The 19,831-nt window shown below is 59.0% G+C and carries 18 protein-coding genes; 10 read left to right on the top strand and 8 right to left on the bottom strand.

Translation table 11 applies throughout. From position 1 onward, the window contains the following. Positions 1-101: 101 nt before the first annotated feature. A complete protein-coding gene (locus K5Q35_RS01315) occupies positions 102-2,147 on the top strand; it encodes an NADH:flavin oxidoreductase (protein ID WP_220798154.1) in 2,046 nt (681 codons plus the stop codon). A 28-nt stretch (positions 2,148-2,175) separates the two neighbouring features. On the opposite strand, the gene K5Q35_RS01310 is transcribed toward K5Q35_RS01315, so the two are convergent. The 7 genes from K5Q35_RS01310 to K5Q35_RS01280 all read right to left on the bottom strand — a co-directional run bounded on the left by K5Q35_RS01310 (position 2,176) and on the right by K5Q35_RS01280 (position 8,329). After that, positions 2,176-3,051 carry an oxaloacetate decarboxylase gene (locus tag K5Q35_RS01310; RefSeq protein ID WP_220798153.1) on the bottom strand — a complete coding sequence of 292 codons (876 nt, stop codon included), beginning with the start codon at positions 3,049-3,051 and terminating at the stop codon, positions 2,176-2,178. A gap of 4 nt (positions 3,052-3,055) precedes the next feature. Further along, on the bottom strand, positions 3,056-4,330 hold the full coding sequence (locus K5Q35_RS01305; RefSeq protein WP_013961261.1) for a TRAP transporter large permease: 1,275 nt from the start codon (positions 4,328-4,330) through the stop codon (positions 3,056-3,058). Beyond that, positions 4,327-4,770, bottom strand: a complete 444-nt coding sequence (locus K5Q35_RS01300; protein ID WP_013961260.1) for a TRAP transporter small permease — start codon at positions 4,768-4,770, stop codon at positions 4,327-4,329. Before K5Q35_RS01300 ends, K5Q35_RS01305 begins: the two co-directional genes overlap by 4 nt. A 113-nt stretch (positions 4,771-4,883) precedes the next feature. Next, positions 4,884-5,873 (bottom strand): TRAP transporter substrate-binding protein DctP, encoded by a 990-nt coding sequence (gene dctP, locus K5Q35_RS01295; RefSeq protein WP_220798152.1) that lies wholly within the window; start codon positions 5,871-5,873, stop codon positions 4,884-4,886. Between the two features lie 105 nt (positions 5,874-5,978). Next, positions 5,979-6,716, bottom strand: a complete 738-nt coding sequence (locus tag K5Q35_RS01290) for an amino acid ABC transporter ATP-binding protein (protein WP_220798151.1) — start codon at positions 6,714-6,716, stop codon at positions 5,979-5,981. Beyond that, complete coding sequence (locus K5Q35_RS01285) at positions 6,703-7,515, bottom strand: amino acid ABC transporter permease (protein WP_220798150.1); 813 nt, start codon at positions 7,513-7,515, stop codon at positions 6,703-6,705. Before K5Q35_RS01285 ends, K5Q35_RS01290 begins: the two co-directional genes overlap by 14 nt. A 4-nt stretch (positions 7,516-7,519) precedes the next feature. Next, positions 7,520-8,329: an ABC transporter substrate-binding protein gene (locus tag K5Q35_RS01280; RefSeq protein WP_220798149.1), complete on the bottom strand. Its 810-nt coding sequence runs from the start codon at positions 8,327-8,329 to the stop codon at positions 7,520-7,522. Positions 8,330-8,526: 197 nt separating this feature from the next. On the opposite strand from K5Q35_RS01280, the gene cobO reads away from it, so the two are divergent. From cobO to K5Q35_RS01265, 3 genes are all read left to right on the top strand, one after another. After that, the gene (gene cobO / locus K5Q35_RS01275) at positions 8,527-9,135 is read left to right on the top strand and encodes a cob(I)yrinic acid a,c-diamide adenosyltransferase (RefSeq protein WP_013961255.1); all 609 of its coding nucleotides are present in this window, start codon (positions 8,527-8,529) and stop codon (positions 9,133-9,135) included. Positions 9,136-9,145: 10 nt separating this feature from the next. Further along, positions 9,146-10,591: a cobyric acid synthase gene (locus tag K5Q35_RS01270; RefSeq protein ID WP_220798148.1), complete on the top strand. Its 1,446-nt coding sequence runs from the start codon at positions 9,146-9,148 to the stop codon at positions 10,589-10,591. Positions 10,592-10,707: 116 nt separating this feature from the next. Next, on the top strand, positions 10,708-12,303 hold the full coding sequence (locus K5Q35_RS01265) for a gamma-glutamyltransferase family protein (protein WP_220798147.1): 1,596 nt from the start codon (positions 10,708-10,710) through the stop codon (positions 12,301-12,303). Positions 12,304-12,313: 10 nt separating this feature from the next. On the opposite strand, the gene K5Q35_RS01260 is transcribed toward K5Q35_RS01265, so the two are convergent. Then, positions 12,314-13,186 carry a MurR/RpiR family transcriptional regulator gene (locus K5Q35_RS01260; protein WP_220798146.1) on the bottom strand — a complete coding sequence of 291 codons (873 nt, stop codon included), beginning with the start codon at positions 13,184-13,186 and terminating at the stop codon, positions 12,314-12,316. 115 nt (positions 13,187-13,301) lie between these two features. On the opposite strand from K5Q35_RS01260, the gene K5Q35_RS01255 reads away from it, so the two are divergent. The 6 genes from K5Q35_RS01255 to K5Q35_RS01230 all read left to right on the top strand — a co-directional run bounded on the left by K5Q35_RS01255 (position 13,302) and on the right by K5Q35_RS01230 (position 19,828). Next, a complete protein-coding gene (locus K5Q35_RS01255; protein WP_220798145.1) occupies positions 13,302-14,066 on the top strand; it encodes an N-formylglutamate amidohydrolase in 765 nt (254 codons plus the stop codon). Next, the gene (locus tag K5Q35_RS01250; protein ID WP_220798144.1) at positions 14,054-14,623 is read left to right on the top strand and encodes a TRAP transporter small permease subunit; all 570 of its coding nucleotides are present in this window, start codon (positions 14,054-14,056) and stop codon (positions 14,621-14,623) included. The genes K5Q35_RS01255 and K5Q35_RS01250 overlap by 13 nt, the downstream gene beginning before the upstream one ends. Further along, positions 14,623-15,948, top strand: coding sequence for a TRAP transporter large permease subunit (locus tag K5Q35_RS01245; RefSeq protein WP_220798143.1), 1,326 nt, complete (start codon positions 14,623-14,625; stop codon positions 15,946-15,948). The genes K5Q35_RS01250 and K5Q35_RS01245 overlap by 1 nt, the downstream gene beginning before the upstream one ends. Before the next feature lie 48 nt (positions 15,949-15,996). Then, positions 15,997-17,028 (top strand): TRAP transporter substrate-binding protein, encoded by a 1,032-nt coding sequence (locus K5Q35_RS01240; RefSeq protein ID WP_220798142.1) that lies wholly within the window; start codon positions 15,997-15,999, stop codon positions 17,026-17,028. A gap of 61 nt (positions 17,029-17,089) precedes the next feature. Then, a complete protein-coding gene (locus K5Q35_RS01235; protein ID WP_220798141.1) occupies positions 17,090-18,454 on the top strand; it encodes a glutamine synthetase family protein in 1,365 nt (454 codons plus the stop codon). A 3-nt stretch (positions 18,455-18,457) separates the two neighbouring features. Beyond that, complete coding sequence (locus tag K5Q35_RS01230; protein ID WP_220798140.1) at positions 18,458-19,828, top strand: aldehyde dehydrogenase family protein; 1,371 nt, start codon at positions 18,458-18,460, stop codon at positions 19,826-19,828. Positions 19,829-19,831 lie beyond the last annotated feature (3 nt).

Genomic DNA, 19,831 nt, shown 5'->3' with positions numbered 1-19,831 from the left:
TCCAGCGTTTTTGATCTGGCCAAGCCTCTAGATATGCGGCTTACTGCGCGTTGAAACGTCGCCATGATGTGACGCAACAGGACAGGTGGAGCGTGCAGCCGATGTCAAAAGATCCGTTGATGCAACCCTTTCAACTCAAACATCTGACGTTGAAGAACCGCATCATGACCACCAGCCATGAACCTGCCTATCCCGAAGACGGCATGCCCAAGGAACGCTACCGCGCCTATCACGAAGAGCGCGCCAAGGCCGGGCTTGCCCTTGCGATGACTGCAGGTTCGGCGGCGGTGTCCAAAGATAGCCCGCCGGTGTTCAACAACGTTCTGGCCTATAAGGATGAGGTGGTGCCATGGATCACCGATCTGACCGATGCCTGCCATGCGCATGGCTGTGCTGTGATGATCCAGCTAACCCATCTTGGACGGCGCACGACGTGGAACAAAGGCGACTGGTTGCCCTCCCTTTCATCCTCGCGCCACCGCGAACCTGCGCATCGTGCCTTTCCCAAACTGATCGAAGACTGGGATATTGACCGGGTGATCACCGATTTCGCCGACGCAGCCGAGCGGATGCAGGCCGGTGGCATGGATGGGATCGAATTGCAGGTCTATGGCCATCTGATGGACCAGTTTTGGTCACCGCTCACGAACGATCTGTCCGGTCCCTACGGTGCCGACACGTTGGAAAACCGGATGCGGTTTCCGCTGGATGTCTTGGGGGCCATTCGAAAACGCGTGGGTGAAGATTTCATCATTGGCTTTCGTTTTACCGCCGATGAGGTGCAAAAAGATGGAATTACCCCCGAAGAGGGCCTGCGCATTTCAAAAATCCTCGCCGATGATGGGCGTCTCGATTTCCTGAATGTGATCCGGGGGCGCATACACACGGACCCTGCGATGGTCGACGTGATCCCGGTGCAGGGCATGAGCAATGCGCCACATCTTGATTTCGCCGGGGCGGTCAAAAAGGCGACCGGCCTGCCCACATTCCACGCCGCCAAAATCCCCGATGTGGCGACTGCGCGACATGCGGTGGCAAACGGGCTGCTGGATATGGTCGGGATGACGCGGGCGCATATGGCTGACCCGCATATTGTGCAGAAAATCCGCGAGGGGCGCGAGGACGACATACGCCCTTGCGTCGGGGCCACCTTTTGTCTGGATCGGATTTATCAGGGCGGCGAGGCGCTGTGCATTCACAACGCAGCCACCGGGCGCGAACTGTCCATGCCACACGTCATAGCCCCGGCCCCTGCCCCACGCCATATTGTGATTGTCGGCGCAGGTCCGGCGGGGCTTGAGGCCGCGCGCGTCGCCGCCGAGCGCGGGCACGTTGTCACGGTCTTTGAGGCGCAAGCCGATCCCGGTGGGCAAATCCGGCTGACCATCCAGAACCCGCGCCGCCGCGATATGATTTCAATCATCGACTGGCGCATGGCCCAATGTGCCGCGCGCGATGTGCGTTTTCATTTCAACACATGGGCCGAACCTCAAACCATCACCGACCTGAATCCGGATGTGGTGATCGTGGCGACGGGCGGCCTGCCAAACACCGAACTTTTCGAGGCTGGCCGCGACACACCCCATGTGATCAGCAGTTGGGAGATGATCGCAGGCGATGTGAAACCGGCCGATCACGTTTTGATCTATGATGAAAGCGGCGACCATCCGGGGCTGCAAGCCGCCGAAACAGCCGCCTTAGCGGGCGCAAAAGTCGAGGTGATGACGCCTGATCGCGTGTTTGCACCCGACATCATGGCGATGAACCTCACGCCTTATATGCGCGCGCTGCAGGACAAGGACGTCACCTTTACCGTGACGCGCCGCCTGCTGGATGTGGCGCGCAATGGCAACAAGTTACGTGCCACAATCGGGACGGATTACAGCGATCACAGCTATCAGACCGATTATGACCAGATCGTTGTGAACTACGGGACCTTCCCGCTGGATGAGCTTTACCACGCGCTGAAACCAAACAGCAGCAACCTTGGCGCGGTGGATTATGACGCGCTGATCGCGGGCAATGTGCAGAATGTGAACACCAACCCCGATGGCGCGTTTCAGCTTTTCCGGATCGGGGATGCGGTTTCGGCCCGCAACACACATGCGGCGATTTACGACGCCCTGAGGCTGGTCAAGGACTTGTGAGCACGCATCCGGCGACCCCGACGCACACTCAGTCGCGCTTTGAGGACGCATAGGCTTGCGACGCTGCATAGTAATCGTCAAACCCGATCCGGCTGCGCAGCTCGCCAAAGTCCATCAATCCGGGCCGCTGATCCGCGCGCATTGCGCGCAACGATGTGACCATCGCCTGCATCGCCGCCGCCATCAGCGACAGCGGATAGGCCGCGATGGAATAGCCGATGTCATGCAGGGCCGCATTTGGCAAATCCGGTGTTTCCCCACCTTCGACGATATTCGCCATCTTGGGACCGGGCAGGTTTGAGCAGATATCCTGCATCTCTGTGGTGGATTTAGGGGCCTCCACGAACAGGATATCCGCGCCGAGTTCGGCAAAGACCGCCGCCCGTTCGATCGCCTCGGACAGCCCGTGTTCATGACGCGCATCCGTGCGCGCAAGGATCAGTATGTCGCCGCCGTCTTCGCGCAGGGCATCGCGCGCATCCACCGCCGCCTTGATCCTGTCATATGCCTCTTGTCGTGGCACAACCGCCTTACCCGGCGTGTGCCCGCATCTTTTCGGGGCAAGCTGGTCTTCGATCATCACCGACGCGCAACCGGCTTGTGCAAACCCCGTCACCGTGCGGCGCACGTTCATCGCATTGCCATAGCCCGTATCGCCATCCCCGATCAGCGGAATGTCGATGGCAGTGGCGATATTGCGGGCCTGATCCACGACTTCGCCATAGCTCATCAAGCCCAGATCCGGCGCGCCGATCCGGCTGGCGGAGGCGGCAAAGCCGGACATGAAGGTCAGATCATACCCCTCTTGCGCGATCAGCTTGGCCGAGAGCGCGTCAAAACAACACGGCATCACATGGCATTTATCCTGCGCCAGCAAGGTACGGAGCGTTTTCGCAGCATTCATGACTTCACCATTTGAAAGGGATATAAAGCGCCAGATCCGGCACCACATAAAGGATGCCAACCGTGAACAACATCAGCATCAGGAACGGCCAGACCCCGCGTGCAACATCCGCCAAGGTGGCGCGCGCAACCGATTGTATGACATAGAGGTTTAGGCCCACCGGCGGCGTGATCAGGGCGCATTCCACCATGATCACCATGTAGATGCCGAACCAGATCGGATCGAATCCCAGACCCATCGCCGCGGGCAGCAGCACCGGCGTCATGATCAGGATCATCGACAGGGCCTCAAACACCAGCCCCATCAACAACAGCACGACCGAGACGACCAGAATGAACATGATCGGCCCGTCTATGGTCTGGGCAAGGAATGCCGAAATATCCTGCGGGATGCGATACAGGGCGATGGCCTTGCCAAAGATTTTCGCCCCCGCCACGATCAACAGGATCGCCGCCGTGGTGATCGCGGATTCGCGCACCGCTTCCCAGAATTTGGCCAGCGTCATGGTGCGCAACCAGAATACGGTGATCAACAGGGCCGCAGCAAAGCCAATCGCAGCCGCTTCTGTGGGGGTGAACGCCCCGGAATAGAGACCCACGATGACAAGAGCCGCAAGCGCCACAGACGGCAGGGCGCGCTTTGAGGCTGTCGCGCGTTCGCGCATCGACGCCTTGGGCACCGGCGTGTACCCGCCCCACAGGCGCGCATGCAACATGGCAAAAAGGACAAAGAGTGTGACCAGCACGGCCCCCGGTCCTATGCCCGCCAGAAACAGCGCAATCACCGATTGCTCGGTCACAAACCCATAGACGATCATCGGAATGGAGGGCGGTATGAGAATGCCCAGCGTGCCGCCCGCCGCCAGCAAACCGTAGACAAAGCGTTTTTCATATCCGCGGTTTATCATTTCCGGAATGGCCACCGTGCCAATCGTGGCAGCCGTCGCAACTGAAGAACCGGAAATGGCGGCAAAGAGCGCGCAGCTTAGGATCGTGGCGACCGCAAGGCCACCGGGCCAGTGCCCGACCCAGGCCTGCACGGCGGCGAAAAGATCCCGCCCGACGCCGCCCTTGAGCAGCAGGTTCGACATCAGCAGAAACAGCGGCACCGCCAGAAGGATGAAGCCATCCAAGGTCGAGAGCAGCGATTGCGGCGCCATGAGCGGTGAAAAGCCGCCCAGCAGCAACATGCCAAGCCCCATGCCACCCAGCGCAAAGGCCACCGGCACCCCGACCAGCAAGAGCCCGAAAAGGCACCCCAGAATAAGCAGGATCGTCATTCGTGCGTCGCTCCAAGGCTTGTGGTGCCAGCACCGGGCAGACGGATCAACTCAACAAGGCCTTGCAAGGCGAGCATGCCGAACCCGACGGGTACGGACAGCTCGGCAATCCAGACCGGCAAGTTCAGCAGCGACCCTGTCGTGCGCCCACGTGAAAAGCTCTCGTAGAAGATATGCCAGCCGTAAATCGCGACGATCGAGGAAAACACAATAACCGCCACCAGCGCGAAAGCGGCGCAGAGCTTCTGCGCGCCCTCGGGCAAGAGGTTGGTGACAGCGTTCACCGTGATATGGCGACGCAAAACCAACAGATGCGGCAGCGCCAGAAAACACCCCCAGATCAGGCAAAGCTGACTGAGTTCAGCGGCCCAGATCGTCGGTTTGACAAAGAAGTATCTGGCGATCACCTCATAGGTGAGCATGGCACCCGTGGCAGCCATCAAAATGGCCCCAATGGCACAAAACGCCCATGATATTTTATTTATGACTGACATTTTTTTGCAGAGACGGATGGCCGGTAAGCCATCCGCTTTTCCCTTATATTACAGAGACGTCAGGAGCCACCTGCACCTAAAGCATCAAGGATCTTCTGACCTGCTTCACCCGTTGCCTCAAGGTAGGAATCATAAACAGGCTGTGCGACCTCCTGCCATGCGGCCAGTTCAGCATCTGACAGGTCCACAATGGTCATCCCGTTCTCCTCAGCGGCTTTATAGGCTGCCGCTTCGATGCCGCTCATGCGGTCGCGTACATCGTCTTGCGCCACTTGTGCCGCTGCCTTGATATGGCCCTGCAACTCGGGTGACAGACCGTCCCACCAGTCGTTGTTCACGACAACCACAAATTCGATGTTTGCGTGGTTGGTTTTGGTAATTGTATCCATCACCTCCCAAAGCTTGCGGGATTTGACACCGGATATGCCGGTCATACCAACATCAACCGTCCCACGCTGGTAGGCCAGATATTGCTCCGAGCCGGAAATCAATGTGGGCGCCCCGCCCGCTGCGGTAACAAAGTCACCAAGCGTTTTGCCAAACACCCGCGCTTTTTTGCCCTTCATGTCTTCGGGAGTGCGGATCGGGCCACCTTGTGACAGCAAGATCGCACCACCATAGGCCTGCCAATAGAGAACCTGACCGCCGGTTTTGGCGATTTCCTCTTCAAGCACAGCCCGCACGGGCGACCCTTCGGCCACGGCGGCACGCACCTTGTCCTCAGTGTTGAAGAGGAACGGCATGTAGAACACGTCAACAACAGGCGCATCACCCACATAGCGCGTCAGGGACGCAACCCCGGCTTCAATAGCACCCGAACCGACAGCGGCTGGAACTTCCTTGTCTTTGTAGAGTGTCGCGCTGTCGTAGATTTCCACGTCAATCGCGCCGCCGGTTCTTTCCTCAACCTCTTTTTCGAACAGAACGAGGTTCTCACCCAGGTGGCTGGTCAGTGGCAGCTGCAGCGAGATGCGCATTTTCTCCTGCGCAATGGCCGCACCGCTCACGGCGCTCAACGCAACAGCGCCCAATATTGCATTTCTGAACATTTGTTTCCTCCCTTGAAATCTTCTTTTTGGAGTTGCGACGTTAACGGCGCTTCCGGAACTTGCAACCGTTTATTCGGCCGAACCTCTGCACGGCAGCGCAAAGGGTTATCGCAGCACTGCTTTCAGAAAGGCTTGGGTCCGTGGTTTTTGCGGTGCCGTGAATATCTGCTCCGGTTTCCCCTGCTCAAGGATACGTCCGCCATCCATAAAGCAGATGCGATCCGCCACCTCGCGGGCAAAGCCCATTTCATGGGTCGCAAGCAACATCGTCATACCCTCGGCGCGCAGATGGCGCAAAACGCTGAGCACCTCGCCCACGAGTTCAGGATCAAGGGCCGCCGTAATTTCATCAAACAGCATGATTTCGGGTTCCATGGCCAGCGCACGGATCACGGCGACACGCTGCTGCTGCCCCCCTGACAGCTGATCGGGATACTTATGCAAATGCTGAGCGAGGCCAAAGCGGTTAAACAACGCCTCGGCCTTGTCGGTTCGGGCATCCGCCGATTGTTTAAGCACCCGGCGCGGCGCCAGTTGCACATTCTCAAGCGCGCTCATATGCGGGAACAGGTTGTATGATTGAAAGACGATGCCAATGCGCCGCCGGATCGGGGCCAGAGCAATCCCCGGTTCCGAGATATCCACACCGTCAAGCCAGATTGACCCTTCATCAATCGCTTCAAGCTGGTTGATGCAGCGCAGGAGCGTCGATTTTCCCGACCCCGACGCGCCAATCAGGCAGATCATTTCGCCCGCATGCACATCCAGATCAATACCGGACAGAACCTGATTGTCCGCAAAGGATTTCTGCACGCCGCGCAGCGACAGTTTAGCTTCGGGCATTGCGGTCTCGGTTCAACAGATAGTCGGCGTAGCGCGTGGCGGGCACGGTCACCATCAAAAAGATCACTGCAGCCACCAGATAAGGCGTGAAATTGGCCAGCAGGCTTTTGTAGATGCCCGCCTGACGCAATATTTCGACCGGGCCGATAAAGCTGAGCAGTGCCACATCCTTCTGAAGGGCCACGAGCATGTTCATGTTGGCAGGCACCACGCGGCGGATGGCCTGCGGCAGCACGACATAGCGCATGGTGTCCCGCTCCGACAGGCCCAGACAGATGGCGGCGTTGCGCTGACTGGCATGCACGCTCTCGATGCCTGAGCGCAGCACCTCGGCCACATAGGCCGAGTAGGTCAGCACCAGCGCCACCGTTCCCCAGATGTAGGGTGAATTCCAAGGGCGCGGCAGACCAAGCCCCGGAATACCAAACCCGATCAGATAGATGGTCAGGATCACCGGCACGCCGCGAAACACATCCACATAGACGGCCCCGAATATCCGCAGCGGGAAAAGGGCCGGCGCGCGTGCGCCGCGGGCCAGCGCAATGGCAAGCCCCAGTCCGAGGATCAGCGGCACCGACCATGCGAAAATCATCACGTCAATCATGAAGGCCTGCAAAAGGGTCGGAAAGGTATCGACAAAAACCGACGCATCAAAAAAGCTGGCCTTGACGGCTTGCCAGCCCGGCGCAAGCGGCACAAGCAGGATCATTGCAACCAGCACAAGCGCCGTACTCACGCCCGCAATGCTCAGCGACCGACGCCGCTGGTGGGCCTCGTATGCCTGTCTGCGGTTCACCACCGGCTCACTGGATCAGTGGCACACCGGCTGCTTCCTGCAACCATTGCGCCTCGATAGCGGAAAGGCTGCCATCGGCTTTCATCTCCGTAAGTGCCGCATCAACACATTCCTTCAGCGGGTTGCCTTCGGTCATAAGTGCGCCGAAATGATCAGGGTTCTTGGTTTCATCGGCGGTAAACTGGCCAAGCACCTGCCCACCCTCCAACACAACCGCCCCCAGATAAAGCGCGGTGGGCAGATCAAAGAGTGCTGCATCTATCTGACCCGCTTTCATGGCCTCAACCACATTGACATTGTCGTCATAAATCAGCGTAGGGCTTTCAGGCGCGATCTTTTCCATGACCACCGGCAGCGCGGTCGTGGTCGCGACGACACCCCATTTCAACCGTTTCAATGTTGCCATATCAGCGGTCAGCCCGTCCGCGCCACGCACCAGCACTGCCATCGGTGCGGTGTAGTAAGGCAGTGAAAAATCCACGACTTTATCGCGCTGTTCCGTGATGGAAAACTGCTGCATGTTCAGATCGAAGTCTTTTGCCCCCGGCTGGATCGCCTGATCAAAGGACGTGCGGGTCCAGATCACGTCGCCCTGCATGAACCCCATCTTGCCCGCCAGCGCATAGGCCACTGCCGCCTCGAACCCCTGCCCGCTTTCCGGTGCATCATCCAGCACCCAAGGGTAATAGGCCGGGTTGCCGGTGGCGATGGTCAGCTTGCCCGCGCTGATGGTCTTGCCCTCGTGGCAGCTTTGCGCCTGCGCGCCGCCCACGGCAATCATTGACGCAATGATGGAAATGGCCAGGACCTTATGCATTTCGACTTCTCCCCACTTGGTTTTGATGCTTGGTACTTTTATTGCGGCCCTCATGGTGTCGCGCAAGGGGCAAGACATGACGGAGGGGCCGACATCGGAATTATCCCGCCCGGTGCTGCGAATTCGATCCGGTGGTGGTTGACGCTGCTCAGCGGGAATGCACTAACTGCGCCAACACCAGCACGGGGAATTTCAGCATGTCTGAAGAAAACGAACGTCACAACGCCAAGATGCGCAAGATCAAAGCGGCACGCGACAAGATGATGGAGCAAAAGACCGAACAAAAGGGTCTCATCATGGTGCATACCGGGAAGGGCAAAGGGAAATCATCGTCTGGTTTCGGGATGATCATGCGCTGTATTTCGCACAAGATTCCATGCGCCGTGGTCCAGTTCATCAAGGGCAACTGGGACACGGGCGAGAAGTCGTTCCTGCGTGACAATTATGCGGATGAATGCCGGTTTTTCGTTTCCGGCGAAGGCTTTACATGGGAAACGCAGGACCGGGCGCGCGATATTGCTGCGGCGGAAAATGGCTGGCGGATCGCGAAAGAACAAATCCTCGATCCCGACATTCAATTCGTGCTGCTGGATGAGATAAACATCGCGCTGCGCTATGACTATCTGAACATCGACGAGGTGGTCGATTTCCTGCTGACGCAAAAGCCACACATGACCCACGTCTGCCTGACCGGGCGCAATGCCAAGCCTGAACTGATTGAGGCCGCAGATCTCGTGACCGAGATGACTTTGGTGAAACATCCTTTCAAAGATGGTGTCGTTGCCCAAAAAGGCATCGAGTTCTAGGGTAACGCGCATGGGTCGCGCGATCATGCTGCAGGGCACAGGCTCTGATGTAGGCAAGTCGCTTTTGGTGGCAGGGCTTTGCCGCGCTGCCAAGCGTCGCGGAATATCTGTCGCGCCGTTCAAGCCGCAAAACATGTCAAACAACGCAGCAGCCACGACGGACGGGGGCGAGATCGGCCGCGCGCAGGCTTTGCAGGCTTTTGCCTGCGGGCTTGACCCGACGGTGGACATGAACCCGATCCTGCTCAAGCCTGAAACCGAAACCGGCTCGCAGGTGATTGTTCAGGGCCAGCGCATGACCTCCGTTGCGGCGGGCGATTATGCAAAGCTGAAACCGAAATTGCTCGGCCCTGTGCTCGACAGCTTCAACCGGCTCAAGGCGCAATATGATCTGATCATCGTCGAAGGCGCGGGCAGCCCGGCAGAGGTGAATCTGCGCAGCAATGATATCGCCAATATGGGCTTTTCTGAGGCGGCGCAGGTTCCCGTGCTGCTTTGTGGAGACATCAACCGAGGCGGTGTGATCGCGCAGGTGGTAGGTACGCAAGCAGTGATATCGCGCGCTGACGCAGGAATGATAAAAGGGTTTTTTATCAACAAGTTTCGCGGCGATCCGAAACTTTTTGATGAAGGCTATGAGATCATAAAAAACCATACTGGCTGGCCCGGCTTTGGCGTGCTGCCGTGGTTTGCTGATGCCTGGAAGCTCCCGGCTGAAGACGCCTATGATATCAAAACGCCAACTCGCAAAGACGGCCTACACATCGTGTGTCTGCACCTGTCTCGCATCGCAAATTTCGATGACTTGGACCCGCTGAGCCATGAACCGGACGTACAGATGACCATGCTGCGCGCCGGTGAGGTTTTGCCTGCGGATGCGGATATCGTGATCTTGCCGGGCAGCAAATCAACGCGGGGTGATCTGGCCTTCCTGCGTGCGCAAGGATGGGACATTGATCTGGCCGCGCATCTGCGCCGTGGCGGCCATGTGCTGGGCTTGTGCGGCGGGTATCAGATGCTGGGGCAGTCCATTGTCGACCCTGATGGCATAGAAGGCCCCCCCGGCACGACGGAGGGTTTGGGGTTTCTGGACATCACCACGGTCATGACGCCGCAAAAACGGGTCGCCCGGATCACAGCGAAACACGCGCAGAGCGGCGCGATGTTCCCCGCCTATGAAATTCACGTTGGCCGCACAGAAGGGCCCGACTGCGCCCGCCCCTTTGCTTATGTTGACGGGAAACCCGATGGTGCGATCAGTCAGAACGCGCGGGTCATGGGCACCTATCTGCACGGTATGTTCACGGATGATGCGTTCAGGGCGCAATGGCTTGCACAGTTCGATGTCACGCAGAACGCATCCTACACGGCGACGGTTGAAACCACCCTTGATGCTCTGGCGACGCATCTTGAAGCTCATGCGGATGTTGACGGTATACTGGCGCTGGCGCGTTAGACAGGGCCATTCAAGACCAGCACGGCATCACTGAAAACACAACCGCCCCGATTGACTCCGCGCGCGTCAGGCCACAGACCTTGGTACAATGACCAACACGCAGGACAGACCACCGCATGGAACTCAGCGCTCATCACCCCTATCCCTCGCGACGCTCTGCTGTTGCGGCAGATAACATCGTGTCATCCTCGCATCCGCTGGCCACGCAAGCCGGGGTGTCCATGATGGCGCAGGGCGGAAATGCGGTGGATGCCGCCCTTGCCACGGCGATCACGCTGACCGTCGTTGAGCCGACAGGCAATGGCATCGGCTCAGATGCCTTTGCCATTTTGTGGGACGGGCAGGACTTGCATGGGTTGAACGCATCCGGCCGTGCGCCGGCCGATTATACACCTGAGCGGTTTGCCGGGCTTGATCAGATACCGATGCACGGCTGGGGCTCTGTCACTGTACCGGGGGCGGTGTCGGCCTGGGTGGCGCTGTCGGACCGCTTTGGCAAATTGCCCTTTGCGGCCTTGTTTGAACCAGCGATCCACTATGCGGAACACGGATTTCCTGTCTCGCCCGTCATTGCAAAATTATGGCAGCGCGCGGCAGAGCAACTGGCCGCTCAGCCCGGCTTTGCGGATGCTTTCCTTCCCGGTGGTCGCGCCCAGCGCGCAGGCGAATATTTCCAAAGTGCCGGTCACGCCCGTTCATTGCGACTGATCGCCGAAACCAAAGGGAAAGCGTTCTATGAAGGTGTGCTGGCCGAGGAAATCGCAGCGCATGCGCAGGCTCATGGCGGCGCGCTGACGGCGGCGGATCTGGCGGCGCACAAGGCGGATTGGTGCGGTACGATCGCGCGCGATTTTGACGCGGTAACGCTGCATGAAATCCCGCCAAACGGTCAGGGCATCGCGGCGCTTATGGGCTTGGGTATCCTGTCCCAGACCAACATCCGCGACCTTGACCCTGACAGCGCGCAAGCTTTCCATTTACAGGTTGAGGCCATGAAACTTGCCCTGCGCGACGCCGAAGGCTTCGTGGCGGATGCGGATCACATGACATCCGTCACCGCACAGGACTTGCTGGACGATGCGTATCTCGCAACGCGGGCGGCGGAAATCAATGTGAACACCGCAAGCGACTTTAAATCAGGCGCGCCGAAACGCGGCGGCACCGTGTATCTGAGCGCAGCAGATGCAAGTGGGATGATGGTTTCATTCATTCAATCTAATTATATGGGTTTTGGGTCCGGCGTGGTTGTGCCGAATACCGGAATATCAATGCAAAACAGGGGTTTCGGGTTTTCTCTTGACCCATCACATCAAAATCACATCGCCCCCGGCAAACGCCCGTTTCATACGATTATCCCCGGCTTCCTCATGCGCGACGGCGCGCCCCTGATGAGCTTTGGGGTCATGGGGGGCCCCATGCAGGCGCAAGGGCATGTTCAGATGGTGTTGCGTACGCAACTCTGGGGTCAGGACCCACAGATGGCGGTGGATGCCCCCCGCTGGCGCGTGACGCAAGGTCTCGGCGTCGCATGCGAAACGACCATGGCCCCCGATACGATTTCGACCCTGCGCGCGATGGGGCATGACATCACGCTGGAAACCCCGGACAATGCCTTTGGTTTTGGCGGCGCGCAGCTCATTCACCGCCAGCCGGGGCGCGGGTATGTCGCCGGCTCCGACCCACGCAAAGACGGCTGCGCCATTGGCTTTTAATCCCGCAGCGTCAGGTAAATTTTCGGAACAGCTTGGTGCTGTCAAAGATGTCTTCCAACTCCTGCATGCGCTCTTTGGTCTCGTCCCAATGCAGCCCCTGCACGGCGGCAATCATCGTTTCGACCAACAGCAATGTTGTGGCGGCTGAATCCCACGCCGAGGGCACAACGATACGACTGCTGAGCGTGATATCGGCCAGCGGATGCACCGGCGATCGCCACTGATCGGTAAAGAGCACGATCCGCGCGCCGCGCGCATGGGCGAGTTCCGCCAGCTTCAGCGTGTTGTTTTCATAGCGCCGCACGTCAAAAATCACAAAGACATCCCCCTTGCCCGCATTCAACAAATAGTGCGGCCAGCTGTTTGATGTGGACTGCACATGCGTCAGGTTCGGGCGGATCACCTGCATGTGCAGAAAAAGATATTCCGCCATGGTATGCGTGATCCGCCCCCCCACGATATAGAGATGCCGCGCGGGATCGGCGACCAGCGCACAGGCCTCATCAAAGCCTGCCGGATCAATATGGCCCAGCGTGTGGCGGATGTTGTCGATCACCGCATCGGTAAAACGGTTGAGGATATGACCCGAGGGCGCAGCCTCCGCCCATGTTTCATGCTTGGCGATGGGGCTTTTGACCTTGGCGCGCAATTCCTCGCGCAGTTCGGCCTGAAAGTCGGGGTAGCCTTTGTACCCCAGCTTTTGCACCATCCGCGCCACCGTCGGCACCGACACATTGGCATCCTTGGCCAGCGCGGTCAAAGGACCAAGACCAGAGGCCGGGTAATTTTCGAGAATTGAGAGGGCCAACTGCCGCTCGGCACGCGTGAGGTCTTCCAGCTTTTGCTGGATACGATCCGATATGGTCTGCTCGGCTTCTGCCATACGCCCCTCCAAATTGTTCACAAAATTACCAGCAGCGGCACGACTGTGATATTTTTTTCACAATTTTGTTGACATATCTTCGCTGTGGCAAGCACTTTATCGAACAGGGGTGTAGATGAATCAGACGCAACAGATGAACAATGACGCGGTGGTCGAGGTGCTGAATGCCTCGGGCGCTTCGGATATTGTGTTGGTTTGCGAACACGCCAGTGCGTTCATTCCAACTGCGCTCAATGATCTTGGCCTGTCCGCCGAGGCGCGGCACAGCCATGCGGCCTGGGACCCCGGTGCCAAGGCCGTGGCCTGTGAAATGGCCCGGCAATTAGACGCACCATTGGTGGCGTCAAAGGTGTCGCGGCTGGTCTATGACTGCAACCGCCCGCCCGATGCGCCCAGCGCCATGCCGGAGCGTAGCGAAGTTTTCGACATCCCCGGCAACAAAAACCTGACACGAAATGACCGCGAAACCCGGGTGGCCAGATACTACACCCCCTTTTTCGACCGGCTGAAGCAGGTTTTGTCCACAAAGCCTGATCCCGTTGTGGTGACGATCCACAGTTTCACCCCGATCTACCAAGGCATCCAAAGAGAGGTTGAGGTCGGCATCCTGCATGATCAGGATACACGGCTTGCCGACGCGATGTTGGAGGCCGAAACCGGCACGTTTGTGACCCGGCGCAATGATCCTTACGGGCCTGCCGATGGAGTCACACATACCTTGAAAGAACACGCGCTGCCGCAGGGCCGCCGCAATGTGATGATCGAAATTCGCAACGATCTGATCGAAACAGCGGACGCGCAGACCTCTATGGCGATACAGATGTCACGTTGGGTCGCGGACGCAGTCACGCAAAGCAAGGACATCTCATGCAGGGTCTGATGCGGGGATATATTCGCGGCGTTGATGCGGTCAACTATCGCCTTGGGCGCGTGGCGATGTACGGGATATTCGTGTTGATGGCGATCCTGCTGTGGTCTTCGGTCAGCAAGACGTTCTTTCTGCCCATGCTCTGGACGCTGGAAATGGCGCAGTTCGTGATGGTCGGCTATTATATCCTAGGCGGGCCCTATTCGATCCAACTGGGGGCGAATGTGCGGATGGACCTGCTTTATGGTGAATGGTCGATCCGGCGCAAAGCGTGGTTTGACCTGATAACCGTGTGTTTCCTGATCTTTTACCTCAGCGTGTTGCTTTATGGCGCGGTCAGTTCCACGGCCTATTCACTGGGCTATTGGAAAGACGCGCCGTTTTCCTATCTATTTGGCGTCTTGATCGGCACCGAGGAAGTCGGCCGGATGGAACGATCATCGTCGGCCTGGCGACCCTATATGTGGCCGATCAAGGCCGTGATGATCGTAGGGTTTTTCCTGATGCTGCTGCAATGCGTCTCTGAGCTGTTCAAGGACGTGCTGCGCCTGAAAGGTCAGACCATCTGATGCCCTATGAATTGATCGCCACGCTGATGTTTTCGACCATGATGCTGATGCTGCTGACGGGTCAGCGGGTCTTTGGCGCGATTGGGTTTGTTGCGGTGATTGCCGCCTTGCTCCTCTGGGGGGATCGGGGCGGGTATGATCTTGGTTTTGCTGCCGCGATGAAACTGATGAAATGGTATCCGCTGCTGACCCTGCCGATGTTCATTTTCATGGGCTACGTGCTGTCTGAGAGCAAAATCGCGGATGACCTCTATCGCATGTTCCACGTCTGGATGGGCGGCGTGCGGGGCGGGCTAGCCATCGGGACAATCGGGTTGATGGTGCTGATTTCCGCCATGAACGGGCTGTCGGTTGCGGGAATGGCGATTGGCGCGACCATTGCGCTGCCGGAACTGCTGAAACGTGGCTATGACAAACGGATGGTCACGGGTGTTATTCAGGCCGGATCGTCCTTGGGCATCCTCGTGCCGCCCTCGGTGGTGCTGGTGCTCTATGCGATGATCGCGCGGCAACCTGTGGGGCAATTGTGGCTTGCGGGTGTCATTCCGGGGCTGATGATGGCCGCCCTGTTCATCCTCTACATCGCGCTGCGTTGCCGGATAAATCCCGCCCTTGGCCCAGCGCTGGCTGCGGAGGAGCGCGACATCCCCCGCGCTGAAAAGATGCGCCTCTTGCGCGCGGGTCTGCTGCCACTGACGATCTTTGCCGTGATGATGGTGCCTTTTGTCAACGGCTGGACATCGCTGGTCGAAAGCTCTGCCATCGGGGCGCTGGCCGCCTTCTTTGCCGCCGTCTTCAAGGGCCGCATGACGCGCGAAGTCTTCGAGAATTCGGTGCGCAACACGCTGGGCATCACCTGCATGTTCATGTGGATCATCCTCGCCGCGCTCGCCTTTGGCGCGGTCTTTGACGGGCTGGGCGCGGTGAAGGCCATTGAGAGCCTGTTCACCGAACGCTTGAATCTGAACCCATGGATGATCCTGATCCTGATGCAACTCAGCTTTATCCTGATGGGTACCTTTCTGGATGACACCGCGATGCTGGTTATCGTTGCCCCGCTTTATGTGCCGCTTGTGGGCGCGCTGGGGTTCGATCTGATCTGGTACGGCATCCTCTACACGATCACCACGCAGATCGCCTATATGACCCCGCCCTTCGGCTACAATCTGTTCCTGATGCGCGCCATGGCCCCGCCCGAAATATCCCTGCGCGACATCTATGCCTCCATCACGCCGTTTGTGATGATCATGGTGGGCGCGCTGGCGCTGGTAATGCTCTTTCCCGGCCTTGCGCTTTGGCTGCCGGAATATGTTTATGGAAATTAACCAACCAAGATCAGGCCAACCTGACATAACCCAATAAGGAGAACCACTATGACAACCAGACGTAAGTTTATCCAAGGGGCCGCCGTGGCCGCCCCCGCCGCCTTCGCGGCCCCCGCAATTGCGCAGGGCACGATCACATGGCGCATGCAGACCTATGCCGGGGCTGCCCTGGCCGAACATGTGATCGACCCGGCCATCGAGATGTTCAATAAGATCGCGGGCGACCGAATGCAGATCGAGCTGTTCTATGCCGACCAACTCGTACCTACGGGCGAATTGTTCCAAGCCCTGCAGCGCGGCACCATCGACGCCGTCCAATCGGATGACGACAGCATGGCCTCCCCCACCGAAGTCACGGTGTTCGGCGGCTATTTTCCGTTCGGATCGCGCTATAGCCTCGATGTGCCGGTGCTGTTCAACCAATACGGCCTGAACGAGATCTGGGACGAGGAATATTCCGCCGTTGGCGTCAAACACATCTCTGCGGGCGCATGGGATCCGTGCCACTTTGCCACCAAGGACCCGATCCGCAGCCTCGAAGACCTCAAGGGCAAGCGCGTCTTTACCTTCCCTACGGCGGGCCGCTTCATGTCGCAGTTCGGCGTGGTCCCTGTGAACCTGCCGTGGGAAGACATCGAGGTCGCCATGCAAACGGGCGAGCTGGATGGCATCGCATGGTCCGGCATCACCGAGGATTACACCGTCGGCTGGGCGGATGTGACCAACTACTTCCTGACCAACAACATCTCCGGTGCCTGGGCCGGGTCGTTCTTTGCAAATATGGACCGCTGGAACGAGTTGCCCGAAGACCTGCAAACGCTGTTCCGGGTGTGCTGCGACCAATCACATTACTATCGCCAGTGGTGGTACTGGGGCGGCGAGGCGAACCTGCGCGTCAACGGCAGCAAGCTGGAACTGACCACGATCCCGGACGAAGAATGGTCCACCGTCGAAAACGCAGCACTGGAATTCTGGGAAGAGATCGCCGCGGAATCCGACGTCAAACGCCGCGTCGTTGATATCTTCAAACAGTATAATTCCGACATGTTGAAAGCCGGTCGTCCCTACCGCTATACCTGATTTCGTGCGGGGCGGCTTTGCGGTCGCCCCCACCTCCCCCTGATGACGAAAGAACACACACATGCCCGGCACCCTCAGCTTTGATGATCTGAAATCGCGCGTTACCGACGGCAGCATCGACACGGTGCTGGCCTGTTTTCCCGACATGCAGGGCCGCCTGATGGGCAAGCGCTTTCACGCGGTCAACTTCGTGGAGACGTCTTTTAAGGAAACCCATTGCTGCAACTACCTGCTGGCCACGGACCTTGAGATGGCAACGCCCGAAGGCTATGCTGCCAGCAGCTGGCAGGGCGGCTATGGCGATTATGTCATGCAGCCCGATCTGGACACGATCCGGCCCGTGCCATGGCTGGAGGGCACCGCGATGGTGCTCTGTGATATCCTTGATCACCACACCCACGCCGAGGTGCCCCATTCGCCGCGCGCGATGCTGAAAAAGCAGATCGCCCGGCTGAAAGCGCTCGGATTTGACGCGATGATGGCCACCGAGCTTGAATTTTTCCTGTTTGAGAAATCCTTTGACGATATTCGAAAGAGCGGTTTTCGCGATTTGGCGCCAATCAGCGGCTATAACGAGGATTACCACATCTTCCAGACCACCAAGGAAGAAGGGGTCATGCGGCCCATCCGCAACCATCTATACGCGGCTGGCCTGCCGATCGAGAACTCCAAGGGCGAGGCCGAGGCAGGACAGGAAGAGCTGAACATCCGCTATTCAGAGGCGCTGCTGTGTGCCGATCACCACACCATCGCCAAAAACGCCATCAAGGAAATCGCATGGGCGCAGGGTCATGCCGCGACCTTCCTGCCCAAGTGGCACCACGACCGGGTCGGCAGTTCCAGCCATGTGCATCAATCGCTGTGGCAGGATGGCACGCCGGTCTTTGTTGACGACGCCGACCCGCTGGGCATGTCGGAGCTGATGAAAAACTATATGGCCGGGCTGATTGCCTATGCACCCGATTACACGTTCTTTCTGGCCCCCTACATCAACAGCTACAAACGCTTTGCCAAAGGGACGTTTGCGCCCACGAAAACCGTCTGGTCCGTGGACAACCGGACCGCCGGGTTCCGCCTGTGCGGCGAGGGCACCAAAGGCGTGCGGGTGGAATGTCGCATCGGTGGCTCGGATCTGAACCCTTACCTTGCGCAGGCCGCGATGCTGGCCGCAGGGATCAAGGGGATTGAAGACCGGATGCCCCTGCCCGCCCCCACTACTGGCGACGTCTATGAAGACGCCAAAGCCGCCGATATCCCGCAGACCCTGCGCGCGGCAACCGAAACCCTGCGTGGCTCAGATTTCCTGCGCGAGGCTTTCGGGGATGCGGTGGTCGACCACTACACCCGCTGCGCGGCGTGGGAACAAGAAGAATTTGACCGCATCGTGACCGACTGGGAAGTCGCACGCGGATTTGAAAGGGCCTGAAGCATGATCACCTGTATCTCCCCCATTGATGGCAGCGTCTATGCCCAGCGCCCGACCCTGAGCACGGAGGACGCACAAACCGCAGTGGCCCGCGCACGAGAGGCACAACGCGACTGGGCCGCGCGCCCGCTCAGCGAGCGCATCGCACTTGTCCAAAAGGCCGTGGCGAACGTCGGTGCCATGAATGACGAGATCGTGCCCGAACTGGCGCATCAAATGGGCCGCCCCATCCGCTACGGCGGTGAATTCGGCGGTTTCAACGAACGCGCCACCTACATGGCCGAAATCGCAAAGGACGCGCTGGCCGATATCGTGATCGAAGACAGCGCCGCCTTTCGCCGGGTCATCAAACGCGTCCCCCACGGCGTTGTTCTGGTCGTGGCCCCGTGGAATTATCCCTATATGACCGCAATCAATACCGTGGCCCCTGCCCTGATCGCGGGCAATGCGGTGATGCTCAAACACGCGAGCCAGACCCCGCTGGTGGGCGAACGCCTCGCGCAGGCCTTTCATGCGGCAGGCATCCCCGGGGATGTGTTCCAAAACGTGTTTCTCGATCATCAGACGACGTCTGACCTGATCGCGGCGAAATCCTTTGGCTTTGTGAACTTCACAGGCTCGGTCGGCGGTGGGCAGGCGATTGAACGCGCGGCGGCGGGCACCTTTACCGGAGTCGGGCTGGAACTGGGCGGCAAGGATCCCGGGTACGTCTGTGATGATGCCGATATCGACGCGGCGGTGGATACGCTGATCGATGGGGCGATGTTCAACTCTGGGCAATGCTGCTGCGGGATCGAACGGATTTATGTCGCCGAGCAGCATTTTGATGCCTTTGTCGAAAAGGCGGTGGCCATCGTCAGCGGCTACACGCTGGGCAATCCGCTGGACCCGGAAACGACGCTTGGCCCCATGGCGCATGCACGTTTTGCCGAGGAGGTCCGCGCCCAGACCCGCGAGGCGATCGCCGCCGGTGCCAAGGCGCATATCGACCCCGCGCTGTTCCCGCAGGACGCGGGCGCATATCTCATGCCGCAAATCCTCACCAATGTGAGGCACGACATGCGCGTGATGCGCGACGAAAGCTTTGGCCCCGTCGTAGGCATCATGCCCGTCAAGGACGACGCCGAAGCGGTCCGCCTGATGAATGACAGCAATTTCGGCCTCACCGCGTCCATCTGGACCCGCGATGCAACCCGCGCCGAGGAAATCGCCGACCAGATCGAAACCGGCACGGCATTCATGAACCGGGCCGATTACCTCGACCCCGGCCTGTGCTGGACCGGCTGCAAAGACACCGGGCGCGGCGGTGGTCTGTCGCTGATCGGCTATCATAATCTGACGCGCCCCAAATCCTACCACTTCAAGAAAGCCTGAGCC

Source organism: Roseobacter sp. OBYS 0001 (assembly GCF_019654895.1).
Taxonomy (GTDB): Bacteria; Pseudomonadota; Alphaproteobacteria; order Rhodobacterales; family Rhodobacteraceae; genus Roseobacter; species Roseobacter litoralis.
The sequence above is the reverse complement of the archived record's forward strand: the minus strand, read 5'-3'. Positions and strand labels throughout refer to the sequence as shown.